A 15,862-nucleotide genomic window follows, 5' to 3' on the forward strand; every position below is an offset into this window, starting at 1 on the left:
TAATATATTTATATTTTTCTTCATGTATACGAAAAAAATTAATACCATCAGTCAATATTCTTAAGAAAAACTAATAAATATTAAAATATTTGTATACTAAATAAATTTTTGAATATTCCCCAAAACAAAAAAAGAACTGGCTCTTCTAGAACCAGTTCTTTTTTTGTTATTCAGTCGGTGTTTCTGAAGTTTCCTTTTCTACTAGCCATATCTCCTTAGTTGAACCTGCTTCTGTTTCATCTAAGAGGAATGAACCGTTAGAATATCGATCATTAAAGCGTAATTCTGATGAATTAATGCTTTCAATAACCCCTTTTTCGGACTGTAAAAAGACTTTGTCACCCTCATTTACAAGAGCAAAACCAATGACACGATGAGGATTTGACTTTAGTTCTCGTAAAATAATGACTCCACGTTTTGCTCTGGATGCTCTCTCGAACTCGCTTAATTTCATTCGTTTGATGGCTCCACGTTGAGTAACAATCACAACGGCTTTATTTTCTGTTGGAGAAATTATTTTCCCCCCAACAACATAATCTCCATCCTTTAAATTAATCCCTTTTACTCCAGCTGCACGTGCCCCAACGATATTAACTTCTTCCTCCGAAAACCATAGGGCGTAACCGAAATGAGTAGTTAAAAATACGTCCTGGGTACCATCTGTTAAATGAACATCAATAAGCTCATCTTCATCCTTAAGATTCACGGCTACTAATGGCTTGGAATATCTTTGAGCCTTATATTGATTTAGCTCCGTTTTTTTAACCATGCCATTTCTTGTAACAAATAATAAATAAGATGGTTGTTCAAAGTCTTTTATTGGCATTGCCTTAATAATGAATTCTTCTCGATCTAATTGAATAATGTTGGAAATATGCTGGCCTAAATCCTTCCAACGAATATCTGGTAATTCATGTACTGGGCAATATAGGTAATTCCCTTTGTTTGTAAATAACAGAACAACATCTGTTGTATTGGTATCTATCTTGGCCAGTAAACGATCCGAATCCTTCATTCCAAAGTCTTGTCCATTTGAAGCAGCATAGGAACGTTGACTTGTACGTTTCACATACCCTTCCTTTGTCACAGTTACAATAACATCTTCATTTGGAACCATGACTTCAAGGTTAATTTTGATATCTTCAATTTCTGCTTCAACCTTAGAACGTCGATCATCAGCATATTTTTTCTTCACTTCTTTTAAATCCTTTTTAATAACGGAAAGAAGTTTTGTTTCACTATTTAAAATAGCTGTTAGTTCTTCAATCTTCTTCGCTAATTCATTGGCTTCATTTTGAAGAGCAGTGATATCTGTATTCGTTAAACGATATAACTGTAAAGACACAATCGCTTCAGCCTGTGGCTCAGTGAACATATATTTGGCAATTAAATTGTCCTTAGCATCTCTTTTATCTTTTGAAGCGCGGATCGTTGCAATCACTTCATCTAGAATAGAGAGAGCCTTCATTAAACCATCAACAATATGCTGACGTTCACTCGCTTTTCTAAGCTCGTACTCCGATCTTCTTGTGACTACTTCCTTTTGGTGATCAATATAAGCACTTAACAGTTCGCGAAGACCCATAAGCATCGGACGTTTATGATTGATGGCCACCATATTAAAATTATAAGCCACTTGAAGATCACTGTTTTTATATAAGAAGTTTAGAACTCCCTCTGCAATTGCATCTTTTTTCAATTCTATGACGATACGAAGACCAGTACGATCTGTTTCATCGCGAATTTCTGAGATTCCTTCCACCTTGCGATCAAGTCGGAATTCATCCATTTTTTTAACTAAATTGGCTTTGTTTACTTCAAAAGGAATTTCTGTTATCACGATTTGTTGTTTGCCACCACGAATTTCTTCAATCTCTGTTTTGGCACGAATAATAATTTTTCCTTTACCCGTTTCATAAGCCTTCTTAATTCCTTCTACCCCTTGGATAATACCACCGGTCGGAAAGTCAGGTCCCTTCATAACGGTCATTAAATCGTCTACAGAAGCATCAGGCTTTTCCATTTTCATAATAACGGCATCAATGACTTCTCCAAGATGGTGCGGAGGGATATCTGTAGCATAACCTGCTGAGATTCCTGTTGAGCCATTAACCAATAAATTGGGGAACATCGCAGGTAATACGGTTGGTTCTTTTGAGGTATCATCAAAGTTTGGTATAAATTCTACCGTTTCTTTTTCGATATCACGAAGAAGTTCCCCAGAAATCGCAGAAAGTCTTGCCTCTGTATAACGCATTGCGGCAGGAGGATCTCCATCCATACTCCCGTTATTTCCATGCATCTCAATTAGAAGATTACGAACTTTCCAATCCTGGCTTAAACGTACCATTGCATCATATACAGACGAGTCACCATGAGGATGGTAATTACCAATTACGTTACCAACCGTTTTAGCGGATTTCCTGAACCCTTTATCTTGAGTATTTCCATCTACGTGCATCGCATATAAAATTCTTCGTTGCACTGGTTTTAAACCGTCACGAGCGTCCGGTAGGGCACGTTCTTGAATAATATATTTACTATATCGACCAAATCGGTCTCCTATAACATCTTCAAGAGGGAGATCCCGAAATTTTTCTCCTAAACTCATTCTTCAGAATCCTCCTCTATTGCAGTAATATTTTCATTTTCTAGGATATTACCATCCTCTTCTAACCCAAAAGCGACATTAGATTCAATCCATTTACGACGTGGTTCTACTTTATCGCCCATCAGCGTTGTTACACGACGTTCGGCTCGAGCAGCATCATCAATTCTTACACGAATTAGAGTACGCGTCTCTGGATCCATTGTTGTATCCCAAAGCTGATCTGCATTCATTTCTCCAAGTCCCTTGTAACGTTGTAATATATATCCTCGGCCGACCTTTTTAATAGCATCCTGTAAATCATCATCAGTCCAAGCATATTCAATGACTTCTTTTTTTCCAGTTCCTCTACTTACTTTATAAAGTGGAGGTAAAGCAATATACACCTTACCTGCCTCGATAAGAGGTTTCATATAACGGTAGAAGAACGTAAGTAAAAGGACTTGAATATGGGCTCCATCCGTATCGGCATCTGTCATGATAATAATTTTATCGTAGTTAATATCATCAATACTAAAATCAGAACCAACACCCGCTCCGATAGCATGAATAATCGTGTTGATTTCTTCATTTTTAAAGATATCAGAAAGCTTGGCCTTTTCTGTATTGATAACTTTCCCTCGTAGCGGCAGTATCGCTTGAAATCTGCGGTCACGGCCTTGTTTGGCTGAACCGCCGGCTGAATCTCCCTCAACTAGATATAATTCATTCTTTTGAGGATTTCTCGACTGTGCTGGAGTTAACTTACCTGATAAAACGGCTTCAGAACGTTTACGTTTTTTACCGCTTCTTGCTTCTTCACGAGCCTTGCGAGCAGCTTCACGTGCTTGGTAAGCCTTGATAGCCTTTTTTATTAAAAGGGAGCTTATATCAGGATTCTCTTCTAGAAAATAAGATAAATGTTCAGATACAACCGCATCAACAGCAGATCTTGCTTCACTTGTCCCCAATTTTCCTTTTGTTTGTCCTTCAAATTGAAGTAGTTCCTCAGGAATTCTAACAGAAATAATCGCAGAAAGACCTTCACGTATATCAGAACCATCAAGGTTTTTATCTTTTTCTTTTAATAATCCCACTTTACGAGAATATTCGTTAAAAATTCTAGTCAGTGCAGTCTTGGCTCCCGCTTCATGTGTACCACCATCTTTGGTGCGAACATTATTAACAAATGATAAGACATTTTCTGAATACCCGTCGTTAAATTGGAAGGCAAATTCTGCTTCAATTCCATTTTGTTCCCCTTCAAAGCTGACAACAGGATGGAGAACATCTTTTTCTTCGTTTAAATACTCAACGAATGCCTCTACACCATTTTCATAATGATAGACATCTTGTACGTCATGGCGTTCATCCATAATTTCAATTTTTAATCCCTTTAAAAGAAAAGCTGATTCTCTTAGACGTTCACAAAGGGTTTCATAATTATAAGTGGTGGCTGAGAAGATTTGAGGATCAGGTTTAAAATGAATGGTTGTACCTGTTTGATTTGTTTTCCCCACTTTTTCAAGAGTGGTTACAGGTTTACCCCCGTTTTCAAAGCGTTGCTCATAAACAAAACCATCACGTTTAATTTTAACGGTCAGCCATTCTGATAAGGCGTTTACAACGGAAGCACCAACACCATGTAATCCTCCGCTGGTTTTATAGCCCCCTTGACCAAATTTTCCACCAGCGTGTAAAACCGTTAGAATGACTTCTGGAGTCGGTTTACCGAGCTTATGCATTCCAGTAGGCATTCCGCGTCCTCTATCGATAACACTAATCGAGTTATCCTTATGTATCTTAACAGTGATATGATTTCCATATCCTCCTAATGCTTCGTCTACAGAATTGTCTACTATTTCATAAACTAAATGATGAAGTCCGCGGCTATCTGTACTACCGATATACATACCGGGTCTTTTTCGTACGGCTTCTAGGCCTTCGAGCACTTGTATGGCATCATCATTGTATTCAAAGGCTTGCTGATTTTTTGCCACTAATATACCCCTTTCAATGTTTAAAGCTTCTCTCTCTCATTTTGATACCAGAAAAAATGTACTTACTTCTTTCACGAAATAAATGTATTAAAAGTATTAAGTTATACTTCGCTTATGTATTCGCGAAAATACCCTTTTTTCCTTTAAAAATGTTTCATTACACAAATAGAACGTTCGTTCTCAAGCTCTATTTTAGCATAGTTTTAGCAATGTCTACCGTTTATTTTAGCGATTAATTGGAATTTGGCAAATGCCTATTTACTATTTTATTATAAAAAAAACCAATAAAGTCAAGGATTATTCGACTTGAAACTTTTTAAAAAGCAATTAATAGATTTTTTATACGAGTTTTTCATTCTACTTTGAGAAATCCCCTTTTAATAAATTAGAAAAGCAACAAAGTTTAAGATAAGAGCCTAATAAAAAAGCATAGGTTATCAAAACCTACACTTTTTCAACGTTTATTTCGTTAGTGCGTGTTCCACTTTAATACATCGGTCCATGACCACTTCATAGCCTTTGTCCTTTAAAAAGTGATAGGCCTCTTCATTGACTAACCCCAATTGAGCCCAAAATACATCCGCATCCATTTCGATAAACTCTTTTGCCACATCCATTAAAAACTCTGAACGACGGAAAACATTTACGATATCAATATGACCTTCAATCTCTTTTAGAGAAGCAACAGCCTTAACACCCAATACTTCGTCAGCAGTTGGATTCACAGGAATAATCTCATACCCAGCTTTCTGCATGGCTTCTGATACCATATAGGAAGTTCGATTAGGATCAGCGCTTAATCCTACAACCGCAATCCGTTTTGCTTTTTTTAAAATCGTTCCTAGCTCAGAACGAGACGGTATAGAAATACTCAAATTCATCACTCCTAGATACGTGAAATCATTCTATCTTAATCTTACCTTGTTAGGAAAATTCATGACTAGTTATTTGCTCGAAACTATTTTTTATCTGCTTTTGTGAAACTTTTATTGGAGTGTAAAGCTACCCAAGCCGTATCATCAGCAAAGAAACGTGACCAACTAGCCACTCCCGCTAATTCATATTTTAATACTAAATCAGCTCGTTTTTTTAATGACAATTCATCCTCTAACCAAACTCTATAAGTTGCATTCTCTTCTTTTAGAAAGACTTCAGCATAATTTTGACCAGAAAGATGATCGTATGAAGGTTTTAATTTATTTTCTACTAACCATTCTTTTATTTTAGTCATAGAAAATGCTTTAGAGGAAACCTTGGTTTGTCCGTCAGTCAGTATTTCTTCCTTCCAAAGTCTTGTATATAGCGGTACACCTAGGATTAATTTTTCGTGAGGGACTATTTTTAAAAGCTCCTCCATATTTTCCTCCACCCAAGGTAAGCTTGCTACACTACCAGCTATTGGCGATGATCCCCAATGTTCATCATAAGCCATGACCATTAGGTAATCGACGATCGTACCGAGTTTCTCTCTTTCATAAAAAGCAGACCAATTGCTGCTAGAAGAGATAAAAGTAATATCCATAGAGACGGTTAGCCCCGCTTCATGAAGAAGAGGTGTAGCCTCCCTCATAAATTGTGTAATAAATGGTCCATCCTCTAAATTTACATTTTCAATATCAAAATTAATCCCATCCAAATGATACATTTGACTATAATGAAGGAGCTCACGAATCATTTTTTGCCTCGTTTCATAATTTTTAAAGGCTAAATGAGTTAGTTCGGGATCAAAGGCATTTGAAAATAAAGCCCAAACTTGATACTCTCTTTTATGGGCCCATTTTACATAATCCAAGGAGCCTAGATTTTTAATATTTCCATCTGAATTTTCAAGTTCAAACCAAGTTGGTGAAACAACGTTAATACCTGGCATTTTAGGTAATTTGGTTGGATCCGGGTTTCGATTGTATACTGCTTCCCATGTTAACTTTATCGGACCATCGATCTTTTTGAGAACAACCGACTTTTCTTCACGAATAATCGAGATTTTTTCCGATTTCCCCTTATCGACTAGCTCCTTTTGCAGATAGCCTCTAATACCATTTTCTTTTCGAACAAGGTAGTATTTCTCCTTTTCTCCCTCATAGAAAAGCTTTTCTCCTTCTATTACGACAGCAAGATAAGGTGACCGTAGTGTTGGGTTCACTCGTAAACGTAGCTTTTCAGGATGAACCTCTTTTTCACTCACTTTCGCATGGACTAGCTCATCTCCATTTTGTTGAACCCATACTGCGTTTGTTTCCGTTAATATTTCATATTGAATTGGATAATAGCTCAGTAACGGTTCAACAGCCACATATAATTCGCCGTTAGAAGTTTGCGTCGTCGGAACATGAAGTTTAACTGGTTTTTCATTTACGTAGTAGGTTAATGATTCTGTTGGCATTTGAACGACTTTATTTTTCGTCGTTAAAATAATAGATTGAGAGCTTTCATCAAAGATTATAGAATCATCTAAGTTATCCTTTATAAAATCAATAGGTATGAAAACAGCATCTCTAATAATAAGTGCATTCCCATGTTGTTTATTTTGATAAAGTATAGGGTTTTCTCCGGTAAAATAGTGATTCTTTTCTTTGGAAGCAAAAGGATATAAAAGTAATAGAATTGCAGAGGTAATCATCGCAATGGCTAAAATTAGCCCTGATATAATCCACCTCTTTGGGATTGGTGTTTTACGGTAAGTTTCTACTCGTGACATCTTTTCTCTCCTCCCTTCTTTCATCGTACTATATATTTAGCAAATGGAAATCATTTTTTCATGGAAATCAAAAATGAATCTTACATCATGAGTGTTTATGATGGTTCTTAAAAATAACGTTGGATGTATAGATATTCATGTTCAATTAATGTTACAATATAAAGCACGAACATTATTTGAAGGGGAAATTTTCATGGCAATGTACATAATCGTAATCATTTTAGCTTATCTTCTTGGGTCAATCCCTTCTGGACTCATCGTTGGGAAAGTGTTTTACGGTAAAGATATTCGCGAACACGGCAGTGGGAATCTTGGGGGTACCAATACCTTTCGGACGTTAGGCGTCAAAGCTGGAATGGCTGTAACCATTGCAGATATTTTAAAAGGAACTCTGGCAACGTCATTACCGTTCTTCTTTGACCTTGATCTACACCCATTACTTGTAGGAATCTTTGCTGTAGTAGGACATATGTATCCAGTTTTTGCAAATTTCCGTGGTGGAAAAGCAGTGGCTACTTCCGGAGGCGTATTATTATGTTATGCACCGGTCATGTTTGTCATTATGCTTGGCATTTTCTTTTTATGTTTATATCTCACTAAATATGTGTCTCTATCTTCCATGCTAGCGGCGATTTCTGCCCTTATTTATGCATTAATCGTTTGGGACAAACCATTAATTTATGTCGTGTCCATTTTAGCCATTTTTGTGATCTATAGGCATCGAACGAATGTAAAAAGAATTCTAAATAAAACTGAACCAAAAATAAAATGGATGTAACAGCAGAAAATTCTGCTGTTTTTTTTGTCTTGTTTAGGCTCTTTTCTGAAACTTTGTTGCCTTTTGTAACTAATAATTGGGCTTTTCACAATATAGGGTGTTAAACTCATTTGAAAATTAAGAAAAGAGCTGAGCACTCTTATTAAGAGCACCTGTAAAAATCCGGCTTTAGGGATTTTTACGAAAACCACATTCTATACGAAAACAGCTTTGTTTTATGTCGAAATTTATCAATCTAGTAATTTTTCACACATAGTTAAATATAAATAGAATGGAACGACATTCACTCTCTAATTTTAAAACAGATAAAAGGATGATTTCTATGAATTGTGAAAATGAATTAAGTTTGGTAGAAAATATATTAGAACAAATCGAATGTAAATTGACTCGCTTTGACCAAGAACTAAAAGATAAAAAACAATATATAGACCAAACCCTGATAGAGCTGAATAACTGGATGAATACAAATAGTTATCATCAACAGGTTGAAAAATTAGCGGCTGGTATTGTTCATGAAATTCGAAATCCGTTAACAACCGTTTCTGGATTTCTCCAACTTCTTAAACCTTACTTAAAAGAAAGTGATAAAGAACGATATGCAGATATCGCTATAGATGAACTAAAAAGAGCAAATGAAATCATCTCTGAATTTTTAAATGCTTCCAAACCGTCTGAAGATAAAATTGTACCCCTTTCAATCAATCAATTAGTGAAGGACATTGCATTTCTTTATGAAGGTGAAGCGCTGCTACATCATATTGAGATAAGTATGGATCTTACAGGGATTAATGATTACGTATTGGCGAATCCAAAGAAAATAAAACAAGTGATGATTAATCTAGTAAAAAATGCAATAGAGGCCATTATAGAAGGTGATAAAATTTCTAGCGGTACGATCCAACTTATAACAGAGATGATAGAGAACAAAGTGCAAATAAGCATTCATGATAATGGCTGTGGAATGAGTAAAACCCTTGCCAAGCAACTATTCCATCCCTTTTATACTACGAAAACAAACGGGACGGGTATAGGGTTAAGCATGTGTAAAAAATGGATCGAGGAACACAACGGCACCATTTTAGTGGAAAGTATCGAAGGAACAGGTACCACCTTTCGAATTCAATTGCCAGTTTATGAAGGATAATCGTTCTACAACTCGAAAGGATTCGAAAATTTGTCAAAAAATAATAAAAAGGATTCGACCTTTTTCAGCTAAAATAATAATAGGAACCATTTTTCCACTTTCGAAAGGAGCACGAGCTCATGGAAAAGAACCAACATAATTATGTATTTTCAACTAATAGCGGAGAGGTTACTTCTGAGGAAGATTTTTTTGTGGAAATATTTGAATATAACATGGAGAATTGTTGTGAAGGTTCCCATTATAGGCAGATAAAGAATTTTGATGATCTCATCTCCCTATTAGAAGAATGGGAAGATGAAAAAGCAAATTAAATAGAATAAATTTATTAAAAACCGGGTCTTGTAATAAGAACCCGGTTTTACATTTTTAACAATTTGTATTGACCTTGACCTAAAACATTTTGAATATAATCTAACTTCGTATTTTCGAAATAGACGCTATCATTTGGGTGGATTAGTATTTCTAAGTCATTAAACTCAAAAACGAGGTCTACAGATAATGGCCGCTCCTCCAGAGACAGCTTTAGTTGTGGCCCCCCTCAACCGATTCCCATGGATAAGCGAATATATAGCTTTTCATCTAATGTTTCCTTTTCTGATTGAAGTATTTCCTCAAGCTTTTTATAGGCACTTCCTGTTAATTGAAACATGTAGATTCCCCCTTCTACTTTCAGAAAATTTTTAAAAAATTACACCATTCGACAATTAAATATATTATAGTATTTTTAAGGAATAAAACCTAATTTTAAAAAGGGGAAACAAATGAAAAAGCGTTCTTATATCTACTCTATTCTTTTTATGGCCGGGCTAGTTATCATATCATCTACTATTCTAGTAAAAATGTATCAGGATTCAAAGGAAATCCCCGTTTTTACAGCCTCCAACCATGTTTCAAAAGAAGTTTCCTTAAGTGGAAAAGAATTTACTACAAGCATTACATTAGGGGCAATCGGAGATATCTTAATACATGATTGGGTGTACGAGGATGCCTATACTGGATCAGGCTATAATTTTAAGCCAATGTTTCAATATATGAAGCCATCCTTACAAGGGCCAGACGTGTTGTTAGCCAACCAAGAAACCGTATTAGGTGGAGTTGATTTAGGGCTTTCCAGCTACCCTATGTTTAATAGCCCCCAAGAAGTAGGCGATGCTATTATAGATGCTGGCGTTGATATCGTTTCTACGGCCAATAATCATTCATTGGATAGAGGAGAAAAAGGTATTTTAACCTCTATCCGTTATTACGAAAAAGTAGGATTACCTTATGTCGGCTTTTTTAAAGATAAGCAGGATCAAAGCACCATAAGAGTCATCCATAAAAATGGTGTAAAAATTGCTTACTTAGCTTATTCTTACGGTACAAATGGAATTCCAGTCCCGGAAGGAAAAGATTATTTAGTCAACCTGATTGATCGAAACAAGATGAAAGCGGAGATCCATAAAGCAAGAGACTTAGCTGACGTGGTTGTGATGAGTATTCATTGGGGGAATGAATATCAGCGTATCCCAACCGATCAACAACAAGAATTAGGTCAGTTTTTAGTTGATGAAGGTGTTGATATTGTCTTTGGTCATCATCCTCACGTACTTCAGCCCATGAAAATGCTAAAAACAAAGGATCATCGAAATGCCTTTATCGTTTATTCGCTTGGAAACTTTTTATCTGGACAAATGTGGGATTATAAAGATATCGGGGGTATGGCTACTATCGATATTCTGAAAAAAGTTAGTCCCGAAGGAACAGAGATCCAACTTTCTAATCCTCAATTTTTGCCAACCTATGTTTCCAATAAGCACTTAAAGGAATACAGAATTGTTCCTTTAAAGGATGCGGCCCCATTTGGTCTAAAAGATGCAGCGAATAAAAATAAAGAAATTATGAACCATATGACACAATGGCTCCGTTAACCAAACGGGGCTTTTTTGATTGAATTCATAAAAGTCCTGTCATTTTTCTTTTTGAACACCCCTTTGTTATAATGAAGGAAGCAGCTTAGAAAGGGAGATTGAAATGAACATACAAATCACGAATGAAGCAGCAAAATGGTATAAATCTGAAATGCTATTAAAAGATGGCGATAAAATTCGTTTTTTTGTCCGTTACGGAGGACATAGTACCGTTCATCGAGGATTTTCTTTAGGCGTTGAAAAGGAAGAACCCTTTGATATGGGGGCATCTGCAACCGTTGAAGGAATCACATTTTTTATTGAGGAAAAGGATCTGTGGTATTTTTCTGACCATGATTTACTAGTCCATTACAATGCGAAGATAGATGAGCCTGAATTCGAATTTGAAACCGAGCAGACGCGATAAAGCGTCTGTTTATTTCATTTTATAAAAAATATCTTGAATTCATCATATCTCTCTTGCATCCTTATCTTTCGACAGATAAAATTAAACATTGAAGCATTAATTTAGAAATTATTTTATTTATATTTAGGTGAATCTATGGAAAATTCAAATGAAGAATACATCTTAGACCGGTTAAAGGTAAAAATCTATTTGTTCATCCTTCCCTTCATCATTTTTGCCACTGGTGTAGGTTGGACAATGGATTTAGTAAACACGAATGTAGAAATAACCCTTGATTTCTTCTTGTTTCCAATTTTAGATATTTGGTTACTATTTTGTTTTATTTTTCTACTAGTTAAAAAGCATTTACCTAGATTTATAGAAATCATCTCTTTGGTCTTTGTCACTCTAATTTATTGTATTTGGTTTGCCAATACCATGAGCTTAAACCTAAAGGCAGGTTCTTTAAGTGGCGGTCTCGGCGAGTTTACCAACTGGGTTCCTCTATTTTTTATTTTTATGTTTTTAATTTTTGATCAGAAAATAGCCCTTTTTATCGCCATGACGGTTTTTACTGCCACTTTACTTATTGGTCTGGTGATGAGCTTTACCTATCATCATTCGTTTCAAATTCAGACCTATGATTCGTTGATTCAATTTTATCTTTCAAATGCAACCTATATTTTCGCGCTTTATTTTTTACAAAGCTTAAAAACAGCATTTATTCAAAAAGAAGCTATCCAGCAGCTAGCCAATACAGATTATCTGACAAAGCTTCCGAATCGTCGTTATGTGGAAAAAAGCATCCATCAATACATGGATAATGAGGAATCCTTCTCTGTCATCTTATTTGATATAGATTATTTTAAACATATAAATGATACATATGGACATGATGTTGGTGATACTGTATTAAAAGAATTTGCTTTTTTATTGAAGGACAATATGAGAGAGAAAGATATTGTAGGACGTTGGGGTGGCGAAGAATTCATCATCCTTGCAACAGGTTTGAATGGTAAACAAACGGCCGCGTTTTCCGAGAGAATTCGTAAGTTAATTGAAGACTTTCAATTCACAAACCAAATTAAAGTGACAGCAAGCTTTGGAGTGGCAGAATACAGAGAAAAAGAAAGAGCCAAAGATTTATTAAAACGAGCTGACGTCGCATTATACCTTGCAAAAGACCGTGGACGGAATAAAGTAGAAATGATCTTATAAAACGAGCACTTATCCAAGTGCTCGTTTTTACATTTACCATATATGTTCCATTAAACCTTCTTCACGAAGAATTTGCTTTTGTTTATCTCCCAGTAAATCAAAATGCGAGTATCCATCTTTACGATGGTGAATCCATGCCTTTTGTAGCTGATATTTTTTTCCCCATTCAGCTAACTTTTCTAAATCAGAACAGCCTACTTTAGTAACCGTTTTGCATCCAGGAAAACGGTCATCTTGCCAATAATGAGTCAAAAATGCAATTTCCCCATTATCAATTTTTCGTTTCCAATCATCTAAATGTTCCTTTTTTAAACCAAAGGCCATAGCATTGTCACCTACTTTTTAGCCTTTTCATAAGCTTGATGCCAATCAGGATAAAGCTTACGAATCACAATTGGGCGAAAACTTTCTTTCTTAACACAAACATGTTTTGAAGTGGCCGTAACGGCTAATTCTCCTTCATTTGTAAAGATTTCATATCCATAGAGAACTCGAATTCCATCATACTCTTCAATCCATGTATTTACTTTTGCTGTTTCCCCATAACGTAATGGCTTTTTATAGGATATTTGAATATCAAGGACAGGTGAAATAATCCCATCCTTTTCCATTTCCGCATAGTTAAACCCTAAATCTTGAATTAGTTTTGTTCTCCCTACCTCCATCCACACAAGGTAGTTAGCATGATAGACAACTCCCATTTGATCCGTTTCAGCATAACGAACTTCTATCTCCTTTGTTGATACTAGCATCAAAAATCTCCCCTTCCTAATTTTCTAATCGCATTTTCTATATCTACTTGCTCAATGTACATTGCAGGTGTAATAAGGTCATCTAGATTTTCATCCATTAATCGTAGGGCTTGAGCCTGGAAAGCCTCATCCATTAAATTTGTCGCAAAACGGCCATTTCCACTTAAATCTAATTGAGGTAGTGTAGCATGCAAATAATCCTTTGCTTTTTCTGTTAAATGGTATTGATAACGTTCTCCATATTTCTCCATCATTTCAACTAACTCATCAATGGAGTAATCAGGAAAATGAAAGAATTTTTTAAAACGAGAACGGAGACCAGGATTACTTTCTAAAAGCTTTTCCATTTCATTAGGATAGCCTGCTAAAACCACAACAAGATTTTCGTTATGCTTCGTCATTTCATCCACTAGAGTATCAATCATTTCCTTGCCGAAATCGCCACTCGTTTGACTTAGTAAGGAATAAGCCTCATCAATAAACAAAACACCGCCTAGAGCCTCTCTAATCTTTTTCTTTGTTTTAATAGCTGTTTGACCGACATAGCCCGCAACAAAATCTGCTCTACTTGTAATAATTAAATGACCTCTTTTTAAAATTCCACATTCCTTTAGTAATTCGGCGTAAATGTTGGCAACGGTTGTTTTACCTGTACCTGGATTTCCGCTAAAAATCGAATGAAGCTGAATCGGTACACTAGGTAAACCATTTTCTCTTCGAACCTGTTGCATTTTAACATAGGCAATTAGTGATTCTACTTCTTTTTTCACATTTTCTAAACCAATAAGATTCTTTAGTTGCTCATGAGGATCCTTATTCATTCCTTCACTTTTTACTAAAAAGTCTTCTCGGTCAAGTAGTGTATATTGAAAAAAAGAAGCATGATTGTCAATATTCTTAGACCCCTTTTGAAAAATAGCCTCCAACACAATATTTTTTACTGTTCGTGCATTTCCAAAGGTTTCGTCTACTTTTTCTTTTTCAATTCGAGAAGCTAATTCCATTTTCGCTTCACTTGTAAGGATATAATCATTTTCGTCTGCAATGGATTCAGCAATAGAAATTAATTCATCATTTGTGTAGTTTGGAAGATGGATATGGTTTGATTGAGGAAAACGGCTTCTTAGTCCAGTATTTGCCTCTAAAAATTGTCGCATTTCTTCCGTGTATCCTGCCAATATAACCGCAAATTTCCCACCATATTCATGACCTGTCATTAAAGACACAAGGGTATCGATGGCTGCTTGTCCATAATCACTTCCGGACTGCCCTTCTCTTTTCAAGCTGTAGGCTTCATCAATAAACAAGACACCACCAACAGCCTTTTTTACGATGGATAGTACATTCTCCTCTGTTTGTCCTACAAATGCCCCAACTAACTGAGAACGATTTGTTTCAATAACTTCCTCTCTAGGTAAAACACCTAATTCATAGTAAATCTTTGCTAAAAGTCTCGCTAATGTTGTTTTACCTGTACCTGGATTTCCGGTAATAATCATATTTAAACTTAATTCATCCTTCGTCTTAAAACCTAGTGAATGACGTAATTTCTGGTATTTTAAGAAAGAATAAAAAGCATTAATCCGTTCCTTTACAGTTTGAAGACCAATCATATGGTGTAATTGTTCTAGTGCATTTTGATCCTGATTCCTATTAGATTCAGGTTCATCCTCTTTAAACAAAACTTCCCATTCTTCTTTGATTGATTGAATGGTTTCCAGATGAAGTTTAATACTCTCATAATGTACGGAAGCATAAAAAACGCCAGAAAATGATTCGCTAAATTCAGTTACTGCTTTAAGGAGATTACTTACTTCATCAAACATCTGATTAAAGAGATTCTGGATGGCTTCTAACTTGTTTAGGTAACCATTTTCGTCTTGACGAAGACTCTGTTCATATTGTTTGTTAATATCATCTAGGGTTTCATCCGCTAACGATAAGAACTCGCGGCAAATCATAATATACTCATCAACCAATTTTTTCTTTGCTGTTCGATTATCCGTTTCTCTAAAAATAGGGAAATTCAACATTTCTAATCGATCTTCAAAGGTCTTCCATTGATCTTTAAATAAATAATCTTTTGCAAATTGATTTTTAGGATCAAGGGCAAATGCCTTTTCTAAAAGGGAAGTAATAACAGGTGAATGTCCTGCTTTTTTATTTTTTGCTCTGGCAATTAATGTTAGTAAATAGGAGTAAACCTTTGGTTCTTCTGTTTCGTCCATATCCTTTAAAACGGAATAGATTTCACTCTCATCCTTTATAAAACCATTTTCATCCATTTCTTGGTCCCATTTGGATATTAAATGATTTATTTCATTATTTATAGACAATTGTGTTTTTCGCTGATTCATACGATCACTACTTTTTATTTAAATTTTTCCGTT

General features: G+C 35.5%; 13 protein-coding genes. 6 read left to right on the plus strand and 7 right to left on the minus strand.

Annotated features, from left to right (window positions below; genetic code table 11):
- Positions 1-166: 166 nt before the first annotated feature.
- The 4 genes from parC to ACSBPO_RS11885 all read right to left on the minus strand — a co-directional run bounded on the left by parC (position 167) and on the right by ACSBPO_RS11885 (position 7,285).
- Positions 167-2,611: a DNA topoisomerase IV subunit A gene (gene parC / locus ACSBPO_RS11870; protein ID WP_442600256.1), complete on the minus strand. Its 2,445-nt coding sequence runs from the start codon at positions 2,609-2,611 to the stop codon at positions 167-169.
- Positions 2,608-4,587, minus strand: a complete 1,980-nt coding sequence (parE, locus tag ACSBPO_RS11875; RefSeq protein WP_442600257.1) for a DNA topoisomerase IV subunit B — start codon at positions 4,585-4,587, stop codon at positions 2,608-2,610. Before parE ends, parC begins: the two co-directional genes overlap by 4 nt.
- 461 nt (positions 4,588-5,048) lie before the next feature.
- On the minus strand, positions 5,049-5,462 hold the full coding sequence (locus ACSBPO_RS11880; RefSeq protein WP_442600258.1) for a CoA-binding protein: 414 nt from the start codon (positions 5,460-5,462) through the stop codon (positions 5,049-5,051).
- A gap of 83 nt (positions 5,463-5,545) precedes the next feature.
- On the minus strand, positions 5,546-7,285 hold the full coding sequence (locus ACSBPO_RS11885) for a glycosyl hydrolase family 18 protein (RefSeq protein ID WP_442600259.1): 1,740 nt from the start codon (positions 7,283-7,285) through the stop codon (positions 5,546-5,548).
- 193 nt (positions 7,286-7,478) lie between these two features.
- Here ACSBPO_RS11885 and plsY point away from each other — a divergent pair, with 193 nt between their 5' ends.
- The 6 genes from plsY to ACSBPO_RS11915 all read left to right on the plus strand — a co-directional run bounded on the left by plsY (position 7,479) and on the right by ACSBPO_RS11915 (position 12,720).
- Positions 7,479-8,063 carry a glycerol-3-phosphate 1-O-acyltransferase PlsY gene (plsY, locus tag ACSBPO_RS11890; protein ID WP_442600260.1) on the plus strand — a complete coding sequence of 195 codons (585 nt, stop codon included), beginning with the start codon at positions 7,479-7,481 and terminating at the stop codon, positions 8,061-8,063.
- Positions 8,064-8,385: 322 nt separating this feature from the next.
- Positions 8,386-9,207, plus strand: coding sequence for an ATP-binding protein (locus ACSBPO_RS11895; RefSeq protein ID WP_442600261.1), 822 nt, complete (start codon positions 8,386-8,388; stop codon positions 9,205-9,207).
- A gap of 119 nt (positions 9,208-9,326) precedes the next feature.
- Positions 9,327-9,518 carry a hypothetical protein gene (locus tag ACSBPO_RS11900; protein ID WP_442600262.1) on the plus strand — a complete coding sequence of 64 codons (192 nt, stop codon included), beginning with the start codon at positions 9,327-9,329 and terminating at the stop codon, positions 9,516-9,518.
- Between the two features lie 450 nt (positions 9,519-9,968).
- Positions 9,969-11,117, plus strand: a complete 1,149-nt coding sequence (locus ACSBPO_RS11905; RefSeq protein WP_442600263.1) for a CapA family protein — start codon at positions 9,969-9,971, stop codon at positions 11,115-11,117.
- Between the two features lie 103 nt (positions 11,118-11,220).
- On the plus strand, positions 11,221-11,523 hold the full coding sequence (locus tag ACSBPO_RS11910; protein ID WP_442600264.1) for a HesB/YadR/YfhF family protein: 303 nt from the start codon (positions 11,221-11,223) through the stop codon (positions 11,521-11,523).
- 135 nt (positions 11,524-11,658) lie between these two features.
- Positions 11,659-12,720, plus strand: coding sequence for a GGDEF domain-containing protein (locus tag ACSBPO_RS11915; protein ID WP_442600265.1), 1,062 nt, complete (start codon positions 11,659-11,661; stop codon positions 12,718-12,720).
- Positions 12,721-12,753: 33 nt separating this feature from the next.
- Here ACSBPO_RS11915 and ACSBPO_RS11920 read toward each other — a convergent pair whose 3' ends face one another.
- The 3 genes from ACSBPO_RS11920 to ACSBPO_RS11930 are packed head-to-tail and all read right to left on the minus strand — an operon-like array spanning position 12,754 to position 15,829.
- Entirely contained in the window at positions 12,754-13,044 is a 291-nt protein-coding gene (locus ACSBPO_RS11920; protein WP_442600266.1) for a hypothetical protein, read from the minus strand.
- An 11-nt stretch (positions 13,045-13,055) separates the two neighbouring features.
- A complete protein-coding gene (locus tag ACSBPO_RS11925) occupies positions 13,056-13,472 on the minus strand; it encodes an acyl-CoA thioesterase (RefSeq protein WP_442600267.1) in 417 nt (138 codons plus the stop codon).
- Positions 13,472-15,829, minus strand: a complete 2,358-nt coding sequence (locus tag ACSBPO_RS11930; RefSeq protein WP_442600268.1) for an AAA family ATPase — start codon at positions 15,827-15,829, stop codon at positions 13,472-13,474. Before ACSBPO_RS11930 ends, ACSBPO_RS11925 begins: the two co-directional genes overlap by 1 nt.
- Positions 15,830-15,862: the final 33 nt, after the last annotated feature.

Source organism: Neobacillus sp. D3-1R, from assembly GCF_052180215.1.
GTDB lineage: Bacteria > Bacillota > Bacilli > Bacillales > Cytobacillaceae > Pseudoneobacillus.

What these genes read in the sequence shown, in the direction of transcription:
- parC (WP_442600256.1), bottom strand. Translation starts at nt 2,611, where the DNA reads ATGAGTTTAGGAGAAAAATTTCGGGATCTCCCTCTTGAAGATGTTATA.
- ACSBPO_RS11885 (WP_442600259.1), bottom strand. Translation starts at nt 7,285, where the DNA reads ATGTCACGAGTAGAAACTTACCGTAAAACACCAATCCCAAAGAGGTGG.
- plsY (WP_442600260.1), top strand. Translation starts at nt 7,479, where the DNA reads ATGGCAATGTACATAATCGTAATCATTTTAGCTTATCTTCTTGGGTCA.
- ACSBPO_RS11895 (WP_442600261.1), top strand. Translation starts at nt 8,386, where the DNA reads ATGAATTGTGAAAATGAATTAAGTTTGGTAGAAAATATATTAGAACAA.
- ACSBPO_RS11900 (WP_442600262.1), top strand. Translation starts at nt 9,327, where the DNA reads ATGGAAAAGAACCAACATAATTATGTATTTTCAACTAATAGCGGAGAG.
- ACSBPO_RS11905 (WP_442600263.1), top strand. Translation starts at nt 9,969, where the DNA reads ATGAAAAAGCGTTCTTATATCTACTCTATTCTTTTTATGGCCGGGCTA.
- ACSBPO_RS11910 (WP_442600264.1), top strand. Translation starts at nt 11,221, where the DNA reads ATGAACATACAAATCACGAATGAAGCAGCAAAATGGTATAAATCTGAA.
- ACSBPO_RS11915 (WP_442600265.1), top strand. Translation starts at nt 11,659, where the DNA reads ATGGAAAATTCAAATGAAGAATACATCTTAGACCGGTTAAAGGTAAAA.
- ACSBPO_RS11920 (WP_442600266.1), bottom strand. Translation starts at nt 13,044, where the DNA reads ATGGCCTTTGGTTTAAAAAAGGAACATTTAGATGATTGGAAACGAAAA.
- ACSBPO_RS11925 (WP_442600267.1), bottom strand. Translation starts at nt 13,472, where the DNA reads ATGCTAGTATCAACAAAGGAGATAGAAGTTCGTTATGCTGAAACGGAT.
- ACSBPO_RS11930 (WP_442600268.1), bottom strand. Translation starts at nt 15,829, where the DNA reads ATGAATCAGCGAAAAACACAATTGTCTATAAATAATGAAATAAATCAT.